19 protein-coding genes are annotated in these 24698 nt (G+C 42.0%); 12 read left to right on the top strand and 7 right to left on the bottom strand.

Features of this window, described 5'->3' with window-relative positions; translation table 11 throughout:
• Window positions 1-127 precede the first annotated feature (127 nt).
• Window positions 128-1789: a methyl-accepting chemotaxis protein gene (locus tag BUR09_RS06890; RefSeq protein ID WP_074216207.1), complete on the bottom strand. Its 1662-nt coding sequence runs from the start codon at window positions 1787-1789 to the stop codon at window positions 128-130.
• Window positions 1790-2490: 701 nt separating this feature from the next.
• Here BUR09_RS06890 and BUR09_RS06885 point away from each other — a divergent pair.
• On the top strand, window positions 2491-3450 hold the full coding sequence (locus tag BUR09_RS06885; protein ID WP_074216206.1) for an omptin family outer membrane protease: 960 nt from the start codon (window positions 2491-2493) through the stop codon (window positions 3448-3450).
• A gap of 188 nt (window positions 3451-3638) precedes the next feature.
• Here BUR09_RS06885 and BUR09_RS06880 read toward each other — a convergent pair whose 3' ends face one another.
• Both BUR09_RS06880 and BUR09_RS06875 read right to left on the bottom strand, forming a co-directional pair.
• A complete protein-coding gene (locus tag BUR09_RS06880; RefSeq protein WP_074216205.1) occupies window positions 3639-5351 on the bottom strand; it encodes a cation:proton antiporter domain-containing protein in 1713 nt (570 codons plus the stop codon).
• A gap of 538 nt (window positions 5352-5889) precedes the next feature.
• Window positions 5890-6192 (bottom strand): hypothetical protein, encoded by a 303-nt coding sequence (locus BUR09_RS06875; RefSeq protein WP_322788045.1) that lies wholly within the window; start codon window positions 6190-6192, stop codon window positions 5890-5892.
• Between the two features lie 324 nt (window positions 6193-6516).
• Between BUR09_RS06875 and BUR09_RS06870 the strand changes: the two genes are divergently transcribed.
• The gene (locus tag BUR09_RS06870; protein WP_074216204.1) at window positions 6517-6921 is read left to right on the top strand and encodes a hemerythrin domain-containing protein; all 405 of its coding nucleotides are present in this window, start codon (window positions 6517-6519) and stop codon (window positions 6919-6921) included.
• Window positions 6922-7395: 474 nt separating this feature from the next.
• Window positions 7396-8394, top strand: a complete 999-nt coding sequence (locus BUR09_RS06865; RefSeq protein WP_074216203.1) for a TRAP transporter substrate-binding protein — start codon at window positions 7396-7398, stop codon at window positions 8392-8394.
• Window positions 8395-8816: 422 nt separating this feature from the next.
• Here BUR09_RS06865 and rsgA read toward each other — a convergent pair whose 3' ends face one another.
• Window positions 8817-9923 (bottom strand): ribosome small subunit-dependent GTPase A, encoded by a 1107-nt coding sequence (gene rsgA / locus BUR09_RS06860; protein ID WP_074216202.1) that lies wholly within the window; start codon window positions 9921-9923, stop codon window positions 8817-8819.
• A gap of 1020 nt (window positions 9924-10943) precedes the next feature.
• On the opposite strand from rsgA, the gene BUR09_RS06855 reads away from it, so the two are divergent.
• The 3 genes from BUR09_RS06855 (at window position 10944) to BUR09_RS06845 (ending at window position 13580) form a co-directional block, all read left to right on the top strand.
• The gene (locus BUR09_RS06855; protein ID WP_074216201.1) at window positions 10944-11390 is read left to right on the top strand and encodes a type III secretion system chaperone; all 447 of its coding nucleotides are present in this window, start codon (window positions 10944-10946) and stop codon (window positions 11388-11390) included.
• A gap of 2 nt (window positions 11391-11392) precedes the next feature.
• Entirely contained in the window at window positions 11393-12622 is a 1230-nt protein-coding gene (locus tag BUR09_RS06850; RefSeq protein ID WP_074216200.1) for a lipase family protein, read from the top strand.
• 748 nt (window positions 12623-13370) lie between these two features.
• Window positions 13371-13580, top strand: a complete 210-nt coding sequence (locus BUR09_RS06845; protein WP_020000753.1) for a rubredoxin — start codon at window positions 13371-13373, stop codon at window positions 13578-13580.
• Between the two features lie 296 nt (window positions 13581-13876).
• Here the strand turns inward: BUR09_RS06845 and BUR09_RS06840 are convergent, their stop codons facing one another.
• Together BUR09_RS06840 and BUR09_RS06835 are read right to left on the bottom strand one after the other, a co-directional pair.
• Window positions 13877-14524, bottom strand: coding sequence for an OmpA family protein (locus BUR09_RS06840; protein WP_074216199.1), 648 nt, complete (start codon window positions 14522-14524; stop codon window positions 13877-13879).
• 610 nt (window positions 14525-15134) lie between these two features.
• On the bottom strand, window positions 15135-17342 hold the full coding sequence (locus BUR09_RS06835) for a spermidine synthase (protein WP_074216198.1): 2208 nt from the start codon (window positions 17340-17342) through the stop codon (window positions 15135-15137).
• Between the two features lie 433 nt (window positions 17343-17775).
• Here BUR09_RS06835 and BUR09_RS06830 point away from each other — a divergent pair, with 433 nt between their 5' ends.
• The 5 genes from BUR09_RS06830 (at window position 17776) to BUR09_RS06815 (ending at window position 23449) form a co-directional block, all read left to right on the top strand.
• The gene (locus BUR09_RS06830; protein ID WP_074216197.1) at window positions 17776-18657 is read left to right on the top strand and encodes a helix-turn-helix domain-containing protein; all 882 of its coding nucleotides are present in this window, start codon (window positions 17776-17778) and stop codon (window positions 18655-18657) included.
• Between the two features lie 190 nt (window positions 18658-18847).
• Window positions 18848-19597 (top strand): 4Fe-4S binding protein, encoded by a 750-nt coding sequence (locus BUR09_RS06825; RefSeq protein WP_074216196.1) that lies wholly within the window; start codon window positions 18848-18850, stop codon window positions 19595-19597.
• Between the two features lie 424 nt (window positions 19598-20021).
• The gene (locus BUR09_RS16535) at window positions 20022-21248 is read left to right on the top strand and encodes a paraquat-inducible protein A (RefSeq protein WP_084539365.1); all 1227 of its coding nucleotides are present in this window, start codon (window positions 20022-20024) and stop codon (window positions 21246-21248) included.
• On the top strand, window positions 21249-22847 hold the full coding sequence (locus BUR09_RS16530) for a PqiB family protein (RefSeq protein ID WP_084539364.1): 1599 nt from the start codon (window positions 21249-21251) through the stop codon (window positions 22845-22847). It begins immediately after the preceding gene.
• Window positions 22847-23449 carry a PqiC family protein gene (locus BUR09_RS06815; RefSeq protein ID WP_074216195.1) on the top strand — a complete coding sequence of 201 codons (603 nt, stop codon included), beginning with the start codon at window positions 22847-22849 and terminating at the stop codon, window positions 23447-23449. The genes BUR09_RS16530 and BUR09_RS06815 overlap by 1 nt, the downstream gene beginning before the upstream one ends.
• A 45-nt stretch (window positions 23450-23494) precedes the next feature.
• On the opposite strand, the gene BUR09_RS06810 is transcribed toward BUR09_RS06815, so the two are convergent.
• Window positions 23495-23914, bottom strand: coding sequence for a winged helix-turn-helix transcriptional regulator (locus BUR09_RS06810; RefSeq protein WP_084539363.1), 420 nt, complete (start codon window positions 23912-23914; stop codon window positions 23495-23497).
• A 162-nt stretch (window positions 23915-24076) separates the two neighbouring features.
• Here BUR09_RS06810 and BUR09_RS06805 point away from each other — a divergent pair, with 162 nt between their 5' ends.
• A complete protein-coding gene (locus tag BUR09_RS06805) occupies window positions 24077-24688 on the top strand; it encodes a flavodoxin family protein (protein WP_074216193.1) in 612 nt (203 codons plus the stop codon).
• Window positions 24689-24698: the final 10 nt, after the last annotated feature.

Here is a 24698-nt window from a genome sequence, read left to right as displayed (position 1 = left end):
CTAAAAAAGCTCCATAGGCAGTTACCTATGGAGCTTTAATCGTTCAAGCTATCCCCTTAAAAGGGCAATTATTTGATGCTGATTCAATTTAACGGAAAAGCTTCTAGCATTTTCATGATGATGAAGCTTAAGCTTGCAAGAGTTTTTCAATCAACACCTGTAACTCATTTGCCATATTGGTCAACTCAGTCACTGACTGAGCAGAACTGGCCATAGTCCTTTCTGTCTCTTCAGCAATATTCTTAACTTCCTCGGCACTGCGGCTAATCTGCTCACTGGCAGCAGACTGCTGTTCACTCGCGGTAGCAATATTCCGAACCTGATCCGCTGTAGTTTCGATCATCTGCACGATAGACTGAAGGGAATCACCAGCAGCTGTGGCAAGTTCTGTGGACGTACCTACAGTCTGCATTGTACGTTCCATTCCGAGAATATTTTCCTGCGAGGCCTGTTGGATAGCCATAACGACCTGCCCTACTTCTTGAGTAGCATCCATAGTCTTTTCTGCCAACTTGCGTACTTCATCAGCGACTACTGCAAACCCACGTCCAGCATCCCCAGCACGAGCGGCTTCAATGGCGGCGTTAAGGGCTAGCAGATTAGTTTGATCCGCAATGTCCGTAATCACATTCATAATATGATTAATGCCTTCAGCCTTCGACCCCAACTCGTTAAGGCTCGATTTCATCTGCACGGACTGTTCATCAACATGATTTATCGCTTCGCTGACTGACTCGACAACATTCGCACCGCTCTCAGCTCCTTTGCGCGCATCCTCAGCGTTCCCTGCCGCGCTGTTCGCATTACGAGCAATTTCCAAAACAGTCGCATTCATTTCTTCCATGGCTGTTGCCGTTTCAGCGCTTCGCTCGAGTTGTATGTGAGATCCAGCAACGGCCCTGTCGATGTTTGCGGAAAGAGTATCTGCAGCTCCAGTCACACGCCGAACAATACCCTCTAAATGCCCTGCGGCTTCTAGTACCTTCTCACGACGGGCTTCCGCCTCCTCTTTAGCTTCAAGGGCATCGTGCATCGCTTGTCGAGATTGTTCTGCTGCACGATCTACCTCCGCCATCCTTTCCTCCAGCTCTTCGTTAAGATTACGAATATTCTTCGTATTGCGGTCTATCTCCTCGTTGAGATGTTCTTCCTGTGCCTTTGCCCCCTTATAAAGGATAAAAGCCAACGGCATGAGGATAAGAAGGAAGTATAGGCTGCTGACAATGGAGTTGACATAACTCTGCCTGCGGATGGCTTCTAGATCAGAAATATCTATGTCCGCTCCAGCAATATAACGGGTTCCATCAGATGCGTTCATAGGGACAAAAATAGAACGAAACGTCCCGTAGCTGTCGGTGTACGTTGCGTAAGTAACCTTTCCAATACGCAAGGCCTTGAGCATTTCAGGTCCAGCATCGTCATAAGGAGCAAGGTACTTCACAGAACCATTCCGCAACTCCTGCGCTGTTGCACTAGTGGAAGTATGGAGCACAGAACCATCGACCAGCTTCATAGTATAGACATAAGCAAACCCTGCAGTGTTGGCGTACCTGGAAAGCCTTTTGACAACATCATAAAATTCATCATGCCCCACGTTACCAGCGCGTACATGAACGTTGAACTTATCAGGAACAACGCTCACCGTAGCCGTAGCCCCTGAAAGAAGATCATGATCGACTTGCTCCATTTTCTGGCTAATTGTCGACTGACAACTATACACAGCATGTAAAAAGAGACCAAGGAGGAACAGAAGGAATCCAGCAAGAATAAGTTTATTTTGTCTAGTCACTGTTGATTTCCCAATTGTTTAAGTGTGAACCCAGAGAAGAAGGGAAATACGAAGCTCAATTAAATCCCAAATAAATAAACACAACCATCATGTATCTAATGCTAAAACACCTCTAATTAGACTGATGTTTTAACATAGCACTATGTACAACCTCCAATATAAACGGTTACAGTTAATGAGCGACAGAATGAACAACGTTTATTCTGTCATACATGAATGCATACTAAATATTTAAACATGATCAAAAAAATATTTTACACTTTTTTTACATAGCATCACTGCAACATTAGTAAAGAAAAGCCCTCGACATTAGTAATATCGAGGGCTTTTCTTTTTTTATTAAGTTTTTTTAGCAGATATTTTTTATTTAGTTACATGCATCACATCTCATATTTGATGTACAACATTAAAAATATAAAGCCTGCATCCTATCACAAACAACTATCTTGCAGCATAACTTAGTATTCACTTTTCGTAACAAGATCACTTTCTACAGAAAGTTACCATATCGCTCATATTGTCTCATTCTAAATACTCTGTTGCTTTTCTCGACACCATGATTTCACAACATCTCAACCAGCTCTAGAATATTAAAAACAAAAAATCATGGTCTGTTGGGTACGGACGTCGATACAGCTCAGTACTCACAATAATTATCCATCATCACAGTCAAATACATCAACCAGACATCATTATATCCAATGAAGAGCTTAAACATATTTCTACTGTTCTGTTGTCTTACTCCGTTTTTGTGGAACTCCTCTGCACTTGCAGCTGATCAGCAGATAACAACCACAGAGAGTACCCCCCTCCTCAATTCAACGACCGCTACGGTAAATCTGAATGTAGGAATTTTAAACGGACAAGCACGTGAACTCGTTTATGATATAGATACGGGAAAAAAGGTCAGTGAACTCACTTGGAGACTAAAGAACGTCCCTATGGTAGGACTTTCCGGTTCAATTGCTTTACCTTGGCGGATGAAACTAAATATTTCTGGATGGATTAAAGCAAATGAAGCTCAAGCGAAAATGGATGACTATGACTGGGTTCATGAAAAATATGGAGAGGATTGGTGCCACCATTCTCGTACGGACACAAAGCTAACTCGAGGCGAACTTTTTGATATTAATTTAGGTGTTCTTATTTATAAGAACAACAACTTCAAAACGTTTGGTGTCGTGGGATTTACTCATGACCATTGGCGTTGGCAGGACGGTGCTGGAACATATACTTATTCTATAAATGGCTTTAGAGACACCCACGGCACTTTCCCAGACCTTGTTGGCATTACATATGAACAGTGGTTTTATGCTCCATATGTAGGATTGCAGCTACATTATCAATACAAAGACTGGAGTATTGCTGGCCGACTAAATGGTAGCAGGTGGACTTGGGCAGAAGATGAAGATCATCATGTGACTAGAGATTTAGTATTTCGAGATTCTTTTAAAAACGTCCCTTTTTTAATGGCTGGACTCGACGTTAGCTATCCTGTTTCAGATAGATTGAGTCTAAAGACCAGTCTGGACTACAAACGTTTTTATCATACTATCGGCAATACAAGTATGTCTGGAGCAGAATCAGGATACTTCCATAACGGAGCAGGTATTGAACTGTTTTGGTGGATGTTTTCAATTGGAGCAGCATATGCTTTTTAGGTAAGGTAAAGATTGCATAACCTACAATTACGCGCCGCCCCCAAAAGATCATCAGACAGTTACCAATGAAGCTTTTCTTACTCTTCAATCCAAATATATTATGCTGATAGTTACGAGAAAATTTTACAACAGGAGCTCGAAAACCCATTATAATAATAACCAACTATAGAGCTTATCAAACAGACGCTCTATTCGTCTCTACTCGTTACATAACCGTAACGAATTAACTGATAGTCATCATGACGAAATTTATCACTCAAATCGTTAACCGTATCTTCAGGTATCCCAAGTCCCTTTAAAAGATTCCGCCCATGGGCGAGAGTGCTTTCAATATAATCTGTGTGCACATGCTTGATCCCCATAGCCAATAATTCATCTTTATCCGCAAGCGAGTGTACACGCACATAAAGATCTACATGCGGATAAAGGCGTTGCAGGGTTATGGCTAAGGCCTTAGCATGCTCAGCATCTTTCGAATTTATATAGATTGTAGAGGCTGTTCTTAACGATACAGCTTCTTGCATGGTGTAACTATAAACATTACCAAAATAAACCTTACGCCCCAACTGCTTGCCTTTGCATACCCGATTGTAATCATGATCAATAGCTACATGTGGAACATCTGCCTCCTCTAACAGAAAGTCGATGAGTTGAGCGCCTACGTCGTAGCCAATGATAACCACATGTTGGTTCAAATCGGTAATAGGAAGCAGCTCCTTCGTAGTTGGTTTAATATCAAAACGACGTGCCAGCCAATCACCGTATTTCACGATAATCGGAGTCATACTCATACTAGCAACAACTATCAGCATCACCAAGGTGTATCCTTGGTTGTTCAACAATCCCACTAAGAACGATGTCCCCAAAAGGACAAAAGCTAGCTCACCAACTTGGGATAGATATAAACCTGTTCGAATTACTGCCGATCGACTGATACCAAAAAAAGGGACAAGCCCGATTAATACCACGCTCTTTATAAATAGTATAATCGGCACATGTAAAAGAAGTAGATCCCACCGCTGAAATAACTCTTCAACGTTTATAGACATACCAACAGCAACGAAAAAGAGGCCCATTAACGTTGACTTGAACGGAGCTACTATAGCCTCGATCTGATACCGAAAATCAGAAGCTGAGAGGATCATCCCAAGTAAAAATGCTCCAAGCGTCATAGAAATACCAACATGTTCAACAGCCCATGACGCATAGATCACCGCAAGAAATAGCGCCAGCCCGAAAACTCCCATTTGCCGTCGACGCGCACAATAGTTCAAAACGGCTGGCAGTACATAACGTCCAACGACTAAAATACTCGTAAGCACCCCCACCACTAGGATGCTCTTTTCCCATAAAGGAATACCAAATTGAGACTGCGTATGAGCCAAAATAGGAATAAAAGCCATAATCGGAATGACCCAAAGATCCTGTGCCATAAGAATTGCAAAAATGGTTTTTCCATGCTCTGACCCCAATTCTCCACGGTCACCCAGAATTGAAATTACGATAGCCGTGGAAGACATTGCAAAGGCCAAACCAACTATAATTGCCGTTTTCCATGGCACAGAAACAAATAAAAAGAGGTAAAAGAATAGCATTACCGCAGTCACAACCATTTGTGCCGACCCTAAACCAAAAATCATACGACGCATGGCCCAGAATTTCTTTGGGCGCATCTCCAACCCCACAGTAAATAAAAATAACACAACCCCGAGTTCGGCAACGCTCTGTAATTCTTCCACAGCATCAAAAGCAACTGGCCCCGGCGTGTGCGGACCTATAAGGGTACCCGCAACGATCGACCCGAGAATCACACCAAAGCCAAGTCGTTCAAATACGATAATTGAAAAAGCTGCTGCTGCAAGAAAAAGGATAATTGCAAAAAGCACTGAAGACATATCCATAAATTCTCATCCTAACATTTTGAATCATATCGCTATATCTAGCTAGACCGATGACAAAAGAGAGGGTTAAAAAATATTCTCTTCGATACCAAATAACTCTTGTTAATATATCACGGCTATCGATTCATTTGAACAGATAGGACATTAAGGACAGAATTAAATCTGAATCGCCACTAAACTACTAGATACCACTCTTGCTTACTGAACAGGCGCAAAACATCTATGGGTTCTGCCAGCTATTTCAGAAGTAGAATGACGAACCGCCCTATATTCTTTGACACTCTTTTGTAACAGGATTAGTTACCATATTACTCATTACGGCTATCATTATAGCGATGCTTATTAGCGATCTCACTGTTTCCGTCGTGCTACGCAAAAAATTAAACGTTACCATAACGGGTTATTACACTCAAAAAAGAAGCTCCATAGGCATTGCCTGTGGAGCTTTTTTGTATCCTTCAAAAAATTGAATTCATAACTCAAGAGTACCCACGAACCAAAGAGTAATTCAGTCGATGGAGCATTGGACAGCAGGGCGTCAACCTCGATTCTTGACGTCTTTGCGCCAATCATTGAGCGGCGCATAGCAGCCCTGCCCTTCATGCTGAGATTTGCGCACCTCTTCACTATACTTTGGATCGAGCATCAGCTTGCAAATATAGCGGATATTTTTTTCGTCCCACAACAAATCAGGACACCGCTTGGTGTATCCGTATTTCTGATGGGATTCGGAACAAGGATCACGCAGACAGCACCAGCCACAACCAACACACGGCTCATTCTCCTTGGTAAGCGGATCCATCTGTCGAATATCCGAAAAAAAATCAAAATCGTCGAACATGGCTAAGCCCTAATTTCTTGTGCAGTTAGCTTCACATCAGCTCCAGCGTTAGTTTGCACATGCTAGTTCTTACAATGACTATTTTCAAGTAAACCTTGCTGGTTATCCCCAATACATTGGTCTCGAATAACTTGTGATCAAACATAACAGATGGACTAGCCCAACCACCAGTTCTGACTGTTCCTAATTACATGCTTGTGGACACCCAATTAATTTAAAAAGTCTAACAAGTTTGATTTATGTCAAAGTAATATAAAAAGATTGAGCATACTCCCTAGACATCGACAATGAAACAGCAACTATTTCATGTGCAGGAGAATAATAATGTCACAATTGATAGCTACACTAACCAACCAGCACAAAGATCTTCTCGAAGGATTTTCAGAGATAAAAAAACTTGGCGTTTGCTCCAAAGAAGGTCAAAGAAAATTACTTTCCTTGAAAGGCGCTTTAGTCACTCATTTAAATAAAGAAGATCGGGAACTGTATCCTATTCTCAAAAGGGCAGCTGAATCTGATTCTGATTTAAAGCGGATGTTGGATTCTTATCTTGTCGAAATGAATCAGATCACCAAAGATGTTATACAATTCTTTGAAAAGTACTCACACGGTGGTGAAGGACTCGAATTTGCAAAAGACTACGGTCGACTTGTCGGAATTCTTACCCGCAGAACCCGAAAAGAAGAATTAACTATTTATAAAAAATTTGAGGCACTAAAAACAAAATAAACTTTATTATGCGTGGTCGCGCATTGATAGAAACCCGTGCTTTTTTAGCCAAGAGGAACCTCTTTCCTTTTCAAAAGGAAACTGAGAGTTCAATAATCATAACAAGATACTAACACCAAACCACTTAACAATGAAACAAACTGCATGGGCTTCAAGGGGCGTGAGTGCAAATCTCATCATCCCGACAAGAAATTAAAGGGGTTAGATCAAATTGACCTAAACCCTTTTTAAGTGCGGTTAAACACCGGCTGAATACCTGCTTGCTTATCTCTATCTAAATATTCGAGAAAAACACCAGTAAAATCTATAGCGCTAAGGCTTTTGCAATAAATGTAGATATTCGGTTAGCCAAGTTTGATAAAACCGCTCAACTAACTCTACCTAGCATATCAAATTCCATCTTTTCTTCGCTTAGGGTAACATTGCGGGTAAATATTAGAAGTCTGTTTGATGTTATAATCGGTAGGAGAAAGTATGGTTAGGAAAACACTGACACTTGTTGCCCTCATAGTAATGATGGCAATTTCTCCTGTTTCTTTCGCGCAGGATCCATCCATTATCCGCATAGGGTTGGGTGATCCTATTGACTCTGAAATGGGCGCAATCGCAACCCGGTTCAAAGAAATCGTGGAAAGTCGTACTGACGGTAACGTTGAAATACGAATATACCCTAATGGTCAGCTCGGTGATGAAACCGAAATGATTCAGGACGTTCGTCGTGGCAACCTTGATATGGCAGTTATAGGTATTGCGAACCTCGTTCCTATTGTTAACAAACTTGGTTTGCTTACCCTTCCTTACCTCTTTGATAACATGTACGAAGTCGTTCGCGGTTCTTCCGGTCCTGCTCACGACATGCTCAACGAGTTCGCTGTTAAAGAAGGTGGCTTCCGCATTCTTGGTTGGACTTACACCGGCTACCGCTACCTTTCCAACGCAGTACACCCAATCAAGACCCTTGCTGACATAAAAGACATGAAATTCCGTGTTCCTAAGTCCGCAGTTATTATTGAGACCTACCGTTCTTGGGGTGCTATCCCAGTGCCGATCCCTTGGGCAGATACCTATATTGCTCTTCAACTAGGTGCAGTAGATGGCCAGTGCTACGGTTACATTACCTTTCAGGCAGCTGCGTTTGACGAAGTGCAAAAGTTCATCACTGAGGCACACTACACGTACCAGCTCCAACCTATGATTATTTCGGAGCGTATCTTCAAGAAGTTTTCTCCTGAGATGCAGGAAATATTCGTTGAAGCAGGCCGCTATGCTCAGCAATACTGCCTCGCATTCCAACTCATGAATGCTACTCGCGTTAAGGCAGAGCTTATCGCTTCAGGTATCCAAATCGACAATCTCGAAGACGAAAAAGAGTGGAAACGCCTTGCAATTGAAAACGTATGGCCCAAAGTGACTAACTTTATTGGCGGTCAGAAAGTACTTGATCGTTACCTCGGTTACATCGGCAAAAAATAGCTAGCAGGTGCAATTTGGAACTGGTGCTTGTCACCGGCTCATTTCCATTCAATTAAGGCACCGATGCTTTCATATTGTAATCCTGTAACAAACTTGTAGACGCCCGCAGCAAAGTAATTGCAGGTGAGGACAGCACGACGCAAACCATGCTCTTCGAAGCACTTACGGAACGAATGCCGTCAGAGTATATCGAAAGATGTCTACTTGCAGCATCAAAAACCACTTAACATTATGATATTAAATAACTTTAACAAACAAACCAGCTGCATAATTTCAAGAAAACGTGGGTTGAATTTTCGTCGTCCCGACCAATTAAACAAAACGGCTGCCTGTTAAGGCAGCCTTTATTATATGATCAGTTAACAATACTTTCTAAACATAACCCTTGTATATCTTTGTGTTTTGTTTTTCGCATTGAATAGTTACCCATGAGGTCGCTTCTTTTTCATTGCCTTTATCTTCAATGCAACATCTTTCCAGCGCTCTTTTTCTATTCGCTCTGAGCTCTTGTGCTGACGCTCTTCAAGATATTCCAGTTCACGCCGCATTTTCTGATAGCTGACAAGACGTGCTTCCTCTAGCTCACCCTTTTCAACAGCTTTCCTGACAGCACAAGCTGGCTCGTTCATATGCGTGCAATCTGCAAAACGACACAGCTGAGCAAGAGATTCTATGTCAGAAAAGGCGGTATCCAATCCACCACCATTACCCCAAAAAGCAATCTCACGAATACCAGGGTTATCTATAACAATAGAACCACACGGAAGAACAAGCAGATCACGTGATGTTGTTGTATGTTTGCCTTTCCCTACGCTCTTACTTATTTCCCCAGTTTGCTGAAGATTTTCACCAGCAAGCCGGTTAATCAGCGTAGATTTACCGGCACCTGAGGAACCTATCAGCGCTACAGATTCACCTTTATAAAGATACTCAGTAAGCTGAGTAAGCCCTGTAGGATCCTCTTTTGAAAGCAAAAGTACCGGCACACCAAACACAAGTGATTCTACCTCTACAACAAACTGTTCAGGCTCATCATGCAAGTCGCCCTTGGTGAGTACAACAACAGGATTAATACCACAGTTGTATGCCAGCGTAATATATCGTTCGATACGCCGAGGGTTAAAGTCATGATCAAGACCGCAGACAACAAAAACAGTCTCTAGATTAGTCGCAATAAGCTGCTCTTTACACGCATTGCCCATCGCATCCTGACTACCAGATGCTCCACGTGATAGAGCATTTTTTCTTGGAAGGACATACGTTATAACAGAGTCTTTTACGAGAACCCAATCCCCAATTGCAGGAAACCGTTCCACAACACCATGAAAGAATGTTCCCCCAATGGTTGTTAACCATTCAGAACTCCCATCAGAAACAAGAAGCATATTTTTACGCACACCAGTTACGCGAGCTATTTTGCCTTTAATTTCTTTCAGCAAGTCATAATTCTCTTGAAAAAACTTACTCCAGCCTAACAAAGCAAGAGAGTGGACTGAACGCCCTGAGCCATCACTACTATTTGATTTCATGTATTATCTCACAACAGTGCACATGTGCATCAAACTACACAAGGCACAAGAAAAATATATGCCAAGAGTAAAGATTGCATCTGTGCTTAATGATAAAGAAAAACGGGGGGTCTGCTCAAAGGGAACAAAAAAAGTCCCCCACAAACACGAGTTGATTCGAAGTAGGAAGGCGGTTGCAGATAACAGGGCAACCAGAAAAGACAAATGCCTGAACAGGCATTCTCGGCATTAAGCCGCTTTATTCTTTATTTGAAAAAAGTACGCTAGCAACTATGTAGCGCACTGAAAAAATATGTCTAGGCCCTGTTAACGGCAACCTGCTGACACATCATCCATAATAGCTTTAAACACAAAAACTCCTTTGAGTACAATCAATGCTATATAGATTCCTCTAGCAAGACAGGTCAACCCATTACTTTCAATAAAAGCTAACGCCCTGCCCTGCGATAGGCCCTCAAAAAGGTAACCAGTTAAGAACAAAAACATAGCGAGTTAACACAAAGTCATATTGAAAGATGATAACCCCTCTAACAAAAATAACATGTAACAATCGCCCCAAGCTCAACAAACACTGACTCAGGCATACTGAACAAATAACGACCTGAAATATCGGCAACCATCTTTTAAGACTCTCTATATAACCTCAAACAAGCTGAAGGACCAACACTTGCTAAGAAAACTCCTGCATAAGGCCCACGACAACATCTTTAATTGATAATTTTTTTGAAAAAAGCTCTTCATTGGTGAACCTACCGGACACCACGTACAAATTAAGTATAAAGCGGCACGATTGATGCAGCATATTGTTGTAACAACACAGATTGGAAGTAAGACTAGATCTATATCATTCTAAAAAAATTAGAATATTTTTATTACCCCTTTACCATACACAGCAAATACTTTCTTAAACGTGCCAAAATAATTGGCAGTATTGTTTCATTATGACTGAGCGAAAATATTACTTTAACTTTATGTGAGTCATATAAAAAAGACCTTTTGCTGCACTTAAGAGAGGATATTATGCATCATATGGACCATCTTGCACAACTATCTACAGCCTTAAATACTCCTGAATTGGTCTGGGAGCCGGACGGAACATGCATGTTATCACTTGATAACAACGCAATACAACTGGAAAAAATAACAGATACCCGTACGTTGTTCCGTGGCATTGTTGGACAGCTTCCCCCTTCTACTTCTGCCGAATTGCTTGAAAATATTCTTACAGCCAACCTCACACTTCAAGCAGCCTCTGGCATTGTTTTTGCCTTTGAACCAGAAAGCAGGTCACTCATTCTTCAAGGAGAATTAGAGTCTGACCCAACACAACTGGATTGCATTACATTTTGTGAAGTTTTCATCGAAGCCATTGAATTCAACCAGAACGTCTTAGAAAAATACAGTGACACAATCACTGATACAGCTATTGATACAATTACTGCTCCGCAACATTTCTTAAAGGTATAGCTATGAATTCAACCACATCTGTTACCAATACATTACAGACTCAGCTTGGCGTTACCATTGGGAAGCCTTCCACAGAAAATAACCAAAACGAAACCTCCATTTCTGTCACCGGTAATAAGATTAAAGGACGTCTCCTTGGTATTTTTCAAAATTTAAAAGGCATAAAAAATCTATCGTATTTTCAGCAACACCGCAGTAGCGATGTTAAATCACAAGCTATTTTACTACGTAGCATTTCTGCAAAATATCATGACAGTGAAAAGACCGCTTCTATCACCAACGAATTTGGACTAAACAATGGAGGAATTAATCCAAAGCCCCTGACAACACGCACCCTGGATAAGCTCCTTACTAAATTAGAGGGGATAGAAACTACTGCTGTAGCTCCTAAGCCAACAACACGTGCAGAAGCTGGACAAGTTGCGATTGATGCTTCGATTGCAAGCTTCCCGTACCACGGCAAACTTGATTCCATTAATGCTGCGGAAATAAATTTTTTTGGCAAAGCAACAGGTTGGGATTCTGCGCGAGAACTTACTCGGAATATAGGAAAACTCACCAAAATGGATAATATTGGTCATCAAGGCTTAATTTTTGATAAAAAATCTGGCCTTACTGCGTATGTTATGCAAAATCCGGCTCAAAAAGAGTTGCGTATTGTATTTGGTGGCACTTCATCCGGTAAAAACTTTGGTGGCTTATGGTCACGTCAAGCCCATAATCTTGGCTTTGTAAAACATCAATGGGGAGCTAACAAAGCGAATGCCACAAATTATAAAATCCCAGAAAGCTACAAACAAGCAGCTCAAATAACACAAGATGTTATTGATATGATTAAACACGATCCAGTGTATAAAGAATATTCTGTTGTTACTTCTGGACATTCCAAAGGTGGTGGCGAAGCTGCTTTTGCTGCACTTAAAAGTACTGGGCAAAGCAAAACAGACGGCACAACAACACCAACAAAAGCGATTTGCTTTTCCAGCGCAGAATTTGGACGAGGAATTATTGACTCTTTAAGCGAGCAGGAAAAAACGAAAGCGCTGGATAGTATTACCCATTACAATATCGCCGGTGATCTTGTTCCCAAAATGGGAAAACTCCTTACCGGGCTAAGTCATTTTGGTAAGATTGTTACACTACCCGCAAGCGGTCGCATTCCCGGCCCGCTGGATAGACACGACAAGTTTAATAAGCAAATTATGCAGTATGCTTTGCGGCAGAGTGTCTAATCCACATTTTACATTGATACAACAACAGACGTGAGAAAAATAAAAGTCTTCCCGCGTCTGTTGTTTTTCATTCAACACCTTCAAACAATAAAACTAAACTATTCAAGGTAGTAAAAGACACTCTGCAACGAATTCACTCGTATAGATAAGTGATTAAAAAAATAAGATAGTTAGCTATATCCTCATCCGTGCCATAAGATTTATTCATACAGCTTATCTGAAAAGATGGGTTGTTTTAACGAATAGCAAAGATATCAATATAATCAAGGCACGACACACTACGACACTTACAACCAAATATTTAAAATAATTTAAAAAAATACCATCTCTGAACAATACGCTGACATCAAAACTTACCCAGTTCAGATCTCGTAATCCTGACCATTAAAGCTGTCAGCAGTATTTCCAAGAATAACTTTCAAAGCTAAATTCAAATCCCGCACCGCATCCCTCCTACAAAATTACTTATTATTTTGAACAACTTATACTCAGAAATTCTCCACAAAAACAAGGTTTGCGGAACCCTTATCACTGTTCACCACAAATCCCTTTTTGTCCTAACGAGTTCTGAGTTTAAGTTGCCTGCCCAAGATGACTCAAAATAGACTAGCAGAAGAATCTGCATTAATTATGAAATTAAAGCCAATTCGTTTACAATTGACCATTCACTTTCGGTTTGTAATAGATAAGTAGTGGATTATCTTCGAGGAACAATACGGGAAAATCCAAACAAGATAGGAGAATCAACATGGCTGACTTAAAAGATATGTACCAGTGTCAGGTAAGCAACTGCGGATATGTATACGATCCTGACAAAGGAGAACCAAAAACCAACACCCCTCCTGGAACAGCTTTCAAAGACCTTCCTGACGATTGGAAGTGCCCTTTTTGCGGTTCTTCGAAAAAAACATTCAGGCCACTAGCAGGTCCAGGATCAGTTATTGAAGAAGGCAGCTAAGGTCCGTTAATTGTGTAGACAGCACTTTCTGAACCTCCACTCCCCAGACTTAACCTAAGCCTGGTCGTTGCTGTCGATCCAAAAATATCATCCATCGCATGTTCTCCAAACGATGGGTGCAGACTGCCCATAGGCTCCAAGCCAGTGAGCATCGTCACTCCTGTGCATCAGATAGGCAAATCGCTTCCTTGCACTCTCTTGTAGTAGGGTCAGTCATCATATTACTCATTACACGCCAATAAAAAAGAGGGAGTAAATCACTCCCTCTCTTCTTTTTACATTTACATCTCAGAACATTAGCCCTGCTGTATAGGCACTATAAGAATCTCAACCCTGCGGTTTACAGAATCTGATGAGGATATTGGACGAGTCTCACCATAACCGACAGCACGAATTCTATGAGGAGCAACTCCATTACGAATCAGTTCGTCTTTTACAGCCATTGCCCGACGTTCAGACAGTTTCTGGTTGTAAGAAGCAGAACCCCTTGTGTCCGTATGACCACCAACTTCAATTGTTGTTTGCGGATATTTATTCAAAACATCAGCTATCCGCCTTAACTCATAATAAGCACCGGGTTTGAGCGTGCTTTTATCAAAATCAAAATACGCTTCTCCCTTAAAGGTCGCACGCAGCACATCCTGTTCTCTTCGCACGCTGGCAGCTTCAGAAGCAGCAATGGCATTACGTAGATCCTGCTCCTGCATATCCATATATCTTCCAATCTGGTTACCAGCCAAACCACCAACTAAGGCACCAATACCGGCACCAATAAGAGTACCCTTTGTATCCTTGCCAATTGCTTGTCCTACAATAGCACCAACACCGGCGCCAATACCAGCTCCATAAGCTGTGCCCTTTTGTTGTTGCGTATGTAAACTTGTGCACCCAAACATAGTCGCACACAAAAAGCACACCAACAGCACTTTACAATATCGAACCATTTCGTGTCTCTCCTTACGGTTCTGTTTTATTATATATTTATTTTTTGCACTTTCGATTATCATTCGACGTACAAAGAGTTATCTCACTTCTTATATATGAATTTAGCAATGTGTCATGAGCACCCTATCCTGCAAAAAGTAGAGCTGCCAACTGAAAAATACAGACTATTAACTGAATTACTGTTAGTGAAAGTAATAAAAATCTTATTGTACAAACAGTTATAGTCACACTAACAACACTTTTAAGAATATGCATATCTCCCCTTAAAAAGGGGAAACAAGCTATAGTATGAAATAGCTATCTTTTTTTCTTCTCATAAACATATACACACTACAATTTAATAAAGACTTAAGTTAAAACTGAATAAAACTTACTAAAAGTTATTGCCTTTTGTCTTTTTTCTAACATAACAATACGATATGAAAATATCTTTCTTAGAAACAACTACATCACGTTTAATTGGGAGTAATATCAAATCACGTCAGCACAACCATAAAAAAAGGGTTCAGATCAAATCGATCTGAACTCTTTTTTTATGACTACCCATCCGTAACAACAGATACTATCCAGCCAAATATAATATATTGTCCCGACGTGCTGAATTAATCTTTACCATTTCAGTAAGTCTATTAAATTTGAATACTTGTCAGTCCAAATTGGAATTTTCTGTCGAGCTGTCACCTTATGCCACTCAGCGTTATGAATTAGTTGGTTAACAACAGGCCCTCTTCGTCCCATAACTACATATACTGATGGAGATTTTCCAAGCTTTTGATCTTCATGTTTGATGCTCAAGTCCTTTCTTATTAAGCAAACTAATCCAAGCTCTTTGGCAAGCTCCCCCATCAGCGGTTCTAAATTTAGAAAACGGTTCGAAATGTGGAATACTAACACACCGTCCGTCTTTATTTTAGTCAAATACAGTTCAAGAGCTTCCTTGGTCAGCAAGTGCACTGGTATCGCATCAGAACTGAACGCATCCAAAATAATCATACCATATTCATGGGCGTGAGCATTGGCCAACGCAAGCCGAGCATCCCCAAGAACCACCTCAAAACTCCCTTTCATACCTGACAAAAAGTTAAAGTACTGGGTATTACGAGCAATTTTTTCAACATCAGGATCAATTTCGTAAAAAACAAAATGATCTTGAGGAGTGGCATAACTGGAAACCGAACCTGTTCCAAGGCCAACGACGGCTATAGGTTGAGTTAAGTCCGCCCTATTATAGGCTGCAAACACATCACCAATAGGTCCACTAGGATGATAGTAGGAAAGGGGCTGTTTTTGAAAAGTTGGGTCGAGGAACTGAGAACCATGCACCGTCGTTCCATGATAGAGGTAGCGTATCCCTCTTGCAGGGTTAGCAATCACACGCTTTACACCAAAAAAGTTACGAGAAGCGTACAGTTGGTTCCCCTTATACATATCCGTGAAATAGCCAAGTGAAAGTAACACCACCCCAAATGCCAAAGCAAAACGAATGGGTCTTGTCTTAAAAGTAAAACAACTTAACGCAGCCGGTACAAAGAATAATGCAAGGAAAGTTAACCAATTACCAAGCTCAATCATTTGCGCGCCAATGAAAACTGCGCAAACAAAAACGGCTAGCAGTAACGGTAAGAGAACATCTAACAGCTTATCTGAGGAGGTATCTTGCCTTAATTTTACACCTGGTAACATCAGGCATGCGAGAAACATTGTTATGGGATATTCGACGACTCGACTAAAAACGACAGGGGCAACCAATGTATTAAACACCCCGCCAAGGACGCCGCCAATTGACATCCAAAAATAAAATTCGGTTAAGTACCTTGAATTTGGGCGGCTTTTTGCCAGCTCTCCATGACAAACCATGGCAGCAACAAAAAACATTAAGAGATGCGTTGGGATAAGTAACAATTCCAGATTATTAAGCGAAAAGAAAAATAAAGGAGAAAGAGGAATAATCACAAAAGGCATGATGCGAACCATGAAATCGTGAGGTAAGACTTGCCTTCTAGCAAACACCAATATGAATGTTACTAAGTACAAAGCTAGAGGCAAAACCCACAAAAGCGGAATGGCAGCAAGATTTGTCGTAATATACGTTGTGACGCTCAACATCATGCTTGAAGGAATAAATGAAGTAAGCACCCAGAAGGCTCTCTGCCGTCCAGATGGTTTGCTAAGCTGTTGCGCTGGTTCCGCAGCTATTGAATTGCTATCCTTATTGTTCTCAACACGCCGCCTACGTTCCAAGAAAATTAAGCAAGACAACGTCATAACAATGAGCAAACCATACCCATAACTCCAAACCCTGTTTTGTTCGATAACCCCCATCAATGGTTCGAATATAACAGGATAGCCCAACAGCGCTAGTAAGCTTCCAACGTTACTTGCAGAATACAAAAAATAAGGATCACTAGAAGAAGGATCATTCGTTTTTGAAAACCAACTTTGGAGCATTGGAGCACTGCTTGAAATGACAAAAAAAGGCAGAGCAACGAACACTATCAGACGTCCCAAAAGTAACAGTACGGGGTTCGCGTCTGCGGGAGGAGTTGTATTATATACAATGGTAATAGGTAATACCGCGACTGTAATACCCATTAATATCATATGATATTTTGCTTGGCGGAGAGTTCCGAGCCATTTAATCGATAAATGCACGTATGCATATCCCAGCAACAATACAGCCTGAAAAAACATCATACAGGTATTCCAAACCGCTGGCGCACCACCATACAGCGGAAGGAGCATCTTACCTACAATCGGTTGAATCAAGAACAAGAGGAAAGCACTCATAAAAATTGTAGATGCATAAAGAAATACCATGCGGTCTCGCTTCCTCTTCTTACAAAAATATTTTTTACAACACCCTACAGTGCGACGGCAACAACTCCACTATTCATCCCTATTTTCGCTCTTTTTCCTTATTAAAAAATGATTTTACCTCGACAACTCTCATCCCTATTAATTCCTCACAGCAATAGAAACGTCGCCTTACGAATAGTCCCTACGACAAAAAACAACGCCGCTTAATGCCATAGCCCCTATAAGAGAATCTACATAGCATTCAAGCGGCGTAAGTTTTCAATCTTTCAAAATATTTTAAATAATATCTATAGCCAAATCAAAACAGTGAGGTATTTCCCTTTGCAACTGCAAGGGGAACGAGTACCACAAAAGCAGGCTCCCTCGTACCTCAAGCGAGATTACAGCCACCATTTAGCGTAGAACTATTTTGCATACATAACGGAAAGTTTCCATGACACAAATCCCCCATATTTCTTTTCGCATAAAAACAAACTCAAAACTCGAATTTGAAATAGTCACGCTTAAGGAGCTATTTTCCAGACAAAAGTATATCCAGAACGACTTAAAACTGCCGCATCGGATTAACTTTTACCATATTTTATTCATAACGAAAGGAACGGGCACTCATCATATTGACTTTACACCCTATGATCTATGCAAAGGAAGTGTACTATTTATTGCGCCCAGCCAAGTTCACGCCTTTGAAATCAACGATGCTTTGGATGGATTCCTCATTCTGTTTACAGAGCAATTTATCCTGAAAAATCTAGGGCAAACTGATTTCGCATCACTCGCACGTACTTACAACTATCACTCCAGATCTCCACTCGTTGAAGGAACGAGTGCAGATAAAAAAGAACTTTTGCAGACGTTCAAAAAAATACATGACGAATTCATGCAACCCGCTGACCTTGCAACAGAAGAGATCCTGAGATTGCAGCTTAAACTTCTTCTTCTAAAAGTTGAACGCATAACCCAAACACTTCCAGCAGACAGTCATGATTCAGACTGGAGCAATCTTTTTACGCTGTTTCGTAGACAGGTTAAAAATAGCTATACCGAAACACGAAATGCGGCAGACTATGCAGCTATGCTGAACATTTCCTACAAGCATCTCAATACCATCTGCAAAGCAATGGCAGGCAAGACTGCTAAAGAATTTATTGATACGTATGTTGTTCTGGAAATAAAGCGCCAATTGTCCATGTTTACCATCTCAACGAAAGAACTGGCTTTTCAAATTGGTTTTGACGAACCTACAAATCTTGTTAAATTTTTCAAAAAACATACGCGCTATACCCCACAGCAGTTTAAAACAGCTTTTTTAAGTTAGCGCAAACCGCCTTTCCTCGCCTTAAAAACAAACCACTCAGTTCGACATTTACCATCTTTTTTCTCGAATCAACCTATTCTACTTCTGCTCTAGTTGGCATTTGTTTTCCACGAATTCAGAAACAACATAAACGAGCCTCGTCGATGACAAGCGCAAAAAATGAAATTCACGCCAACAACATGAGATCCCAATGAATATTGCTGAAATCTACAATATGTTTGACCAAATAGGCTGCTTAACCTTTGCAACTATTGAAAATGGTATTCCACAGACTCGAATTGCTCACCTTTTTGCTTACGACGCCGAAGGGTTATATTTTCGAACAATGATTACGAAACCATTTTACAAGCAGTTAACCGACTCAAAGAAGGTTTCCATCTGTGGTATGTTTCCCTCAACGTCCATCAGTCATGATGATCAGGGAATGCCTTACTTTCCTCCAGGCTATACAATCCGTGTGACTGGCGATGTTATTGAAGTACCTTTTGATACGCTCAGAAAGAAAGCTGAAAACAATGAATTGTTTCAGCTTGGTGTGAAAGATATTGAAAAATATCCTGCTATGGTCACATTCTGCCTTCATAAGGCGTGGGGGGAGATTTTTGACTTTGATTTCGAAATGGAAAAACGCTCCCATAAACTATTACGCACATCATTCTCTATTGGAGGACTTCAAAATCCCGCGCCTACGGTCCGAATCACTGAAAAATGTATCTCTTGTGGTAAGTGTTTTAAAAGATGCTCATTTAAAGCCATTATCAAACATGAAGATACTTATCGAATTGATCCGAAAAGATGTGACGTATGCGGTGATTGCTACATGGCTTGCCCTGTGAAAGCTATCGAGTATCTAAATACAGACCTAATCAACACCCAAAAAAGTGATGGATGCGACGATTGCTGCATGTTTTGTTCTACGAAGAGAAATGAGTCTCTATAAGGCATTATCAAGCAAAGAAACGGCAAACTAGTATGAAGCTAGTTTGCCGTTTTTTCTTCACCATTTTTCCAGCCACTTGATAACTCTATGCAGAATGAGGAATGACTACCAACCCTCCCCTTAGCTCTTGTGGCATTTTCAAGTTATCCCATCTCATGCCCTCCAAGAATCTTAATAACTATCCCTTGTTATTTTTAATGAAATGAAACTAAATTTAAGCTAAACAGAACATGCTAAACAAAAACAGCGCAATATATTAATATCAATACATTATTTTCTGTATTGCCGAGTCTTCCAGCATCAGGTAAGCGTTACTGGTAAAAACCACCAACGCCACTGCTACGGCGTTAAGTATGTGATCGATATATTCAGAGGGTGAATTCACATATTGTTTTGAAATTGTAAGGAACATCATTCATCACACATGGACTCGACAATTCCAACGACAGTTACATGCCACGACTGCGGACTGACACAACAGCTCCCTGAAATGCCTGTAGGGACAAAAGCAATCTGTACCCGTTGCGGCTCTGTACTGTTCCAAAAAACAAACGATACCACCCAGCGCACATTGGCACTTTCCCTTACCGGACTCATTCTTTTTGCCATTGCCAATGCGTACCCATTTCTTTCTATGCAAGTAGAAGGAAAAATTCAGGAAACAACACTACTCACCGGTATTACGTGGCTATTTACCCATCACATGCAGGGGCTCTCTGCCCTTGTCCTACTTACCAGTATCGCTATACCGCTGATTCAACTTCTTGCGCTGGTCTTCATACTCACTCCTATTCAAATGGGAAAACTGGCTCCCAAAACCGGAACCATCTTTCGAACAGTCCGACACCTGATGCCATGGAGCATGATGGAAGTCTTCCTGTTGGGTATTCTAGTCTCCATGATCAAGCTCGGCAAAATGGCCACCCTTATCCCCGGCACCGCAATATGGGCATACGGCGGATTAATTCTGGTGCTTATCGCTGCATTTGCCGGATTGAATCCGCACGACATATGGAAACGACTCCCTGTAACAACATCTGAAGACAGCTCAGACGGTCTCACACAGTCTGCCACATGCCATAGCTGCTCTCTGGAAAGCGACATACCGCAAACACACCATACAGCCTGCCCCCGCTGCGGAGCCGGGATGCATGTTCGCAAGCCCAAAAGCCTTGAACGAACAACGGCACTGGTTGTGGCCGCCATCGTTTTATACATTCCAGCAAATCTGCTGCCCATCACTGTAACTCAAGTTTTTGGAAGCTCTCAGGCAGATACCATTATGAGCGGGGTTATTTTTTTCATGCTCTCAGGATCATGGCATATTGCGCTTGTTATTTTTATTGCCAGCATACTTATCCCCCTCCTGAAGCTCATCACGCTGGTATATCTCCTGCTATCTGTAAAATTTCGACATCAATGGAAACCGGAAACCCGCACCAGAATGTACCGATTAACAGAAGCTGTAGGCCGTTGGTCTATGGTTGATGTGTATGTGGTAACGGTGCTGGTTGCGCTGGTTCAACTTGACCCGTTTGCTGCCATTCAAGCAGGACCGGGAGCTATCTATTTTGCTGCTGTCGTGGTTATCACCATGCTCGCGGCAGAAAGCTTTGACCCCAGACTCATATGGGATCAGAAGGAAGAATAAATGTCTGAAGAAAATAGTACTCCGTCATCATCTGAAAAGCTGCCACAGGCATCCGTCTGTAAGAAAAAGAGCTTTTCATTAATTTGGATTGTTCCACTTGTTGCCCTGCTCATCGGCCTTGGACTGGTTTACACAGCCATGACAGAAAAAGGCCCGACAGTCATAATTACGTTTGCTTCTGCTGAAGGGCTTGAAGCCGGAAAAACCAAGGTAAAATATAAAGATGTGGAAATCGGCAAAGTAGAATCAGTCGAACTTGCCGAAGATTTTGAACACGTCCAAGTTACTGTCTCCCTCGTAAAACGGGCAAATACATACCTGAACGAAGAAACCCGTTTCTGGGTTGTACGCCCACGCCTTAGCGGTGGCTCAGTAACAGGTTTAGGCACACTACTCTCCGGCGCATACATTGCGGTTGATCCGGGCAAGGGAGGAGAATCACAGTACGAATTCATCGGACTGGAAATTCCACCTGTAGTCACAGAAGACACCCCCGGAAAACTCTTCACTCTCAAAGCAACCGACCTTGGCTCTCTAGACTACGGTTCTCCTATCTACTACCGCGGCATTAAAATTGGCCAAGTAGTTGGGTACGAGTTACAAAAAGGCGGCGAAGGCATAGACATTACCGTTTTTGTTGATGCTCCATATGACGAATACGTAAAGAACACCTCTCGATTCTGGCTGGCATCCGGAATGGATCTTGAAATGGATGCAGACGGCATCCGTTTTGATACGGAATCCCTGGTAAGTCTGCTCATAGGTGGAATATCCTTATCCAACCCAGCCCACCTCAAAGGCACTCCAGTTGCTGATTCCGGTGACATTTTCCAACTGTTCCCGACGCGCGAAGCAGCAATGAAGGAACAGTTTATCGAAAAAGAATACTACGTCCTCAAATTTGCCCAGTCTGTTCGAGGTCTTGCCATTGGTGCACCTGTAGAATTCAAGGGCTTCCCTGTGGGACACGTAGTTGATATCGGCATTGAATTTGATTGGAAAAGCGGTGAAGTACTTGTACCTGTTCGCATTGAAGTGGAGCAGGAGCGTTTGAAACGTATTGCATCCAGTACAGGCGAAGCAGATACAGGCGCTATGCTCGATTTACTTATTGAGCATGGTCTGCGTGGTCAGGTTCGCACAGGAAACCTGCTTACAGGCAAGCTCTACGTTGCATTAGACTTCTTTAAAAACGTAGAACCGGCAAAGCTTCTTTCAGAAAATGGGGTGACTGAAATTCCAACGACACCAACACCGATTGAAGAATTGACCAGCAACATGTCTGCTCTGCTCGAAAAACTCCAGAAAGTTCCAATGGAAGAAATTGGTAACAATGCTGTAGAAACATTACAGAGCATTAAAGAAACAAGTGAAAAACTGGAACGTCTTGCAGATTCTGACGAACTCCGCCTTACATTTCAGAAAGCGCATGAGACCATGGAAGGAGCTAACAATCTGTTAGCCAAAGACTCTCCAACAGTTGTAGAATTACAACGCGCACTGCGTGAGATGAGTGAAGCTGCCAGAGCTGTCCGCTCATTGGCAGACCAGCTTGAACGTCATCCGGAATCTTTACTCCGAGGAAAAGAGGGAAAATAATGCGCAAAGCTGTATCAATCACCCTGCTACTTGCAGGACTATGTTTCGTGCTGACTGCATGTGGAAAGATGTCTCCATCTTCTTCGTATTACGTTCTCACAAGTTCCAGCCAGATGGCTTCTCAAGCACAGCCGCTCAGCGACCTAAGCGTCGGTGTGGGGCCAGTCATAGTTCCCGGCCATCTTGATCGCGCACAAATAGTGACAACCACAGGACAGAACAGCATCACCATCCACGAATACCAGCGGTGGGGCGATTCGTTCAAATCACAGGTAGAAGAAACACTAGCAGAAAACATCTCTATTCTGCTTCAGACACCTAAAGTTGCTGTATACCCATGGGAACGAGCGCAACGCCCTGAATATCAGATTTATGTCACAATCCGCCGATTTGAAGGCAAAGCAAACATAGATGTAACACTTGACGCTATCTGGCAAATTGTTGACGTTGATACTGACAAGTCCCTACTGACACGTCACTTTGTCCAGACCTTCCCCGTAACAGGGGATACAATGAGTGCGTATGTGCAGACACAAAGCGACGCTCTGGAAGCGCTAAGTCAGGAAGTTGCTAAGGGGCTGCACTCAGTAGCAGCACAATAAAAAAGAAAAGCAGGTTGAATTACTTCAATCTGCCTTTCTTTTTTATTAGCCACGTTCATCCGCAAGACTACTTGAGACTTCTACAGACTCATACCCGTCACCTGTTATGACCTCGCCAGCAACGCACTGCTCATAACGGATGCCCCATTCTTTCATCTCCAAAAAAATTGGAATTAATGACTCGCCAAGCTCAGTAAGAGAATATTCTACTCTGGGTGGAACCTCGTTATAGGCTTCACGCAAAACTAGCCTGTCTGCTTCAAGTTCTCGCAGCTGTTTTGTCAGCATGCGCTGGGTAATTCCCGGCATAGATTTCTTCAGCGCACCAAAACGCAGAACTTTTTCCTGCGAAAGATGATATAAAATAATCGGCTTCCACTTCCCGCCAATTACCTGCAAGGTCAGCTCAAAAAAACACCTGTAACTCTTACCTTCAAGCTCTTTCACGCCACATCTGCTAATCATTATATCTCCAACGGTACCCTGCATGATACTTAGGCACAAAAAAAACCGTACTTGTGCATTCTTAAAAATATGTCACTATCTCTCAATCTAGCCATCTTCATCTATTTGTCGAGGCTGGATCTCCATTAAGAATCATTCAAACTCAAAAAAGGTTTATAATCTATGTACGTAGTTGCCATTAACGGAAGCCCGCGTAAGGACGGCAATACTGGGATTTTATTGCAGAAAGCACTTGCACCACTAGCTGCAAGCGGCTGGGAAACTGAATTTATTCAGCTAGGCGCAAAAAAGATCAAAGGTTGCATTGCTTGCTACAAGTGTTTTGAGAAAAAAGATCATACCTGCGCAATGAAGAATGATATCTTCAACGAAGTATTTGAAAAGATTCTCCGTGCAGATGCGATCATCCTTGGCACCCCAACCTACTTCACCGATGTATCTGCCGAGTTGAAAGCGCTTATCGACCGTGCAGGACTGGTTGCCATTGCCAATGATCGTGCATTGGCGGGAAAAATCGGTGCCGGTGTTGTAGCGGTTCGACGTGGCGGGGCAACACACGCCTTCGATACTATCAACCATATGTTCCTTATGTCACAGATGATCGTCCCGGGCTCAATCTACTGGAACCTCGGTGTCGGCCTCGCTCCCGGTGATGTAGAAAAAGATGCTGAGGCAATGGCTAACATGGAAAACCTCGGTCAGACTATCCACTGGCTTGGTTCTGCCATCCAGCCACATAAAGACTCCTTCCCTGTTTCTGATTTCAGCAGATAATACTGACGCC

Origin of the sequence: Halodesulfovibrio marinisediminis DSM 17456 (genome assembly GCF_900129975.1) — a bacterium.
Classification (GTDB): domain Bacteria; phylum Desulfobacterota; class Desulfovibrionia; order Desulfovibrionales; family Desulfovibrionaceae; genus Halodesulfovibrio; species Halodesulfovibrio marinisediminis.
The sequence above is the reverse complement of the archived record's forward strand: the minus strand, read 5'-3'. Positions and strand labels throughout refer to the sequence as shown.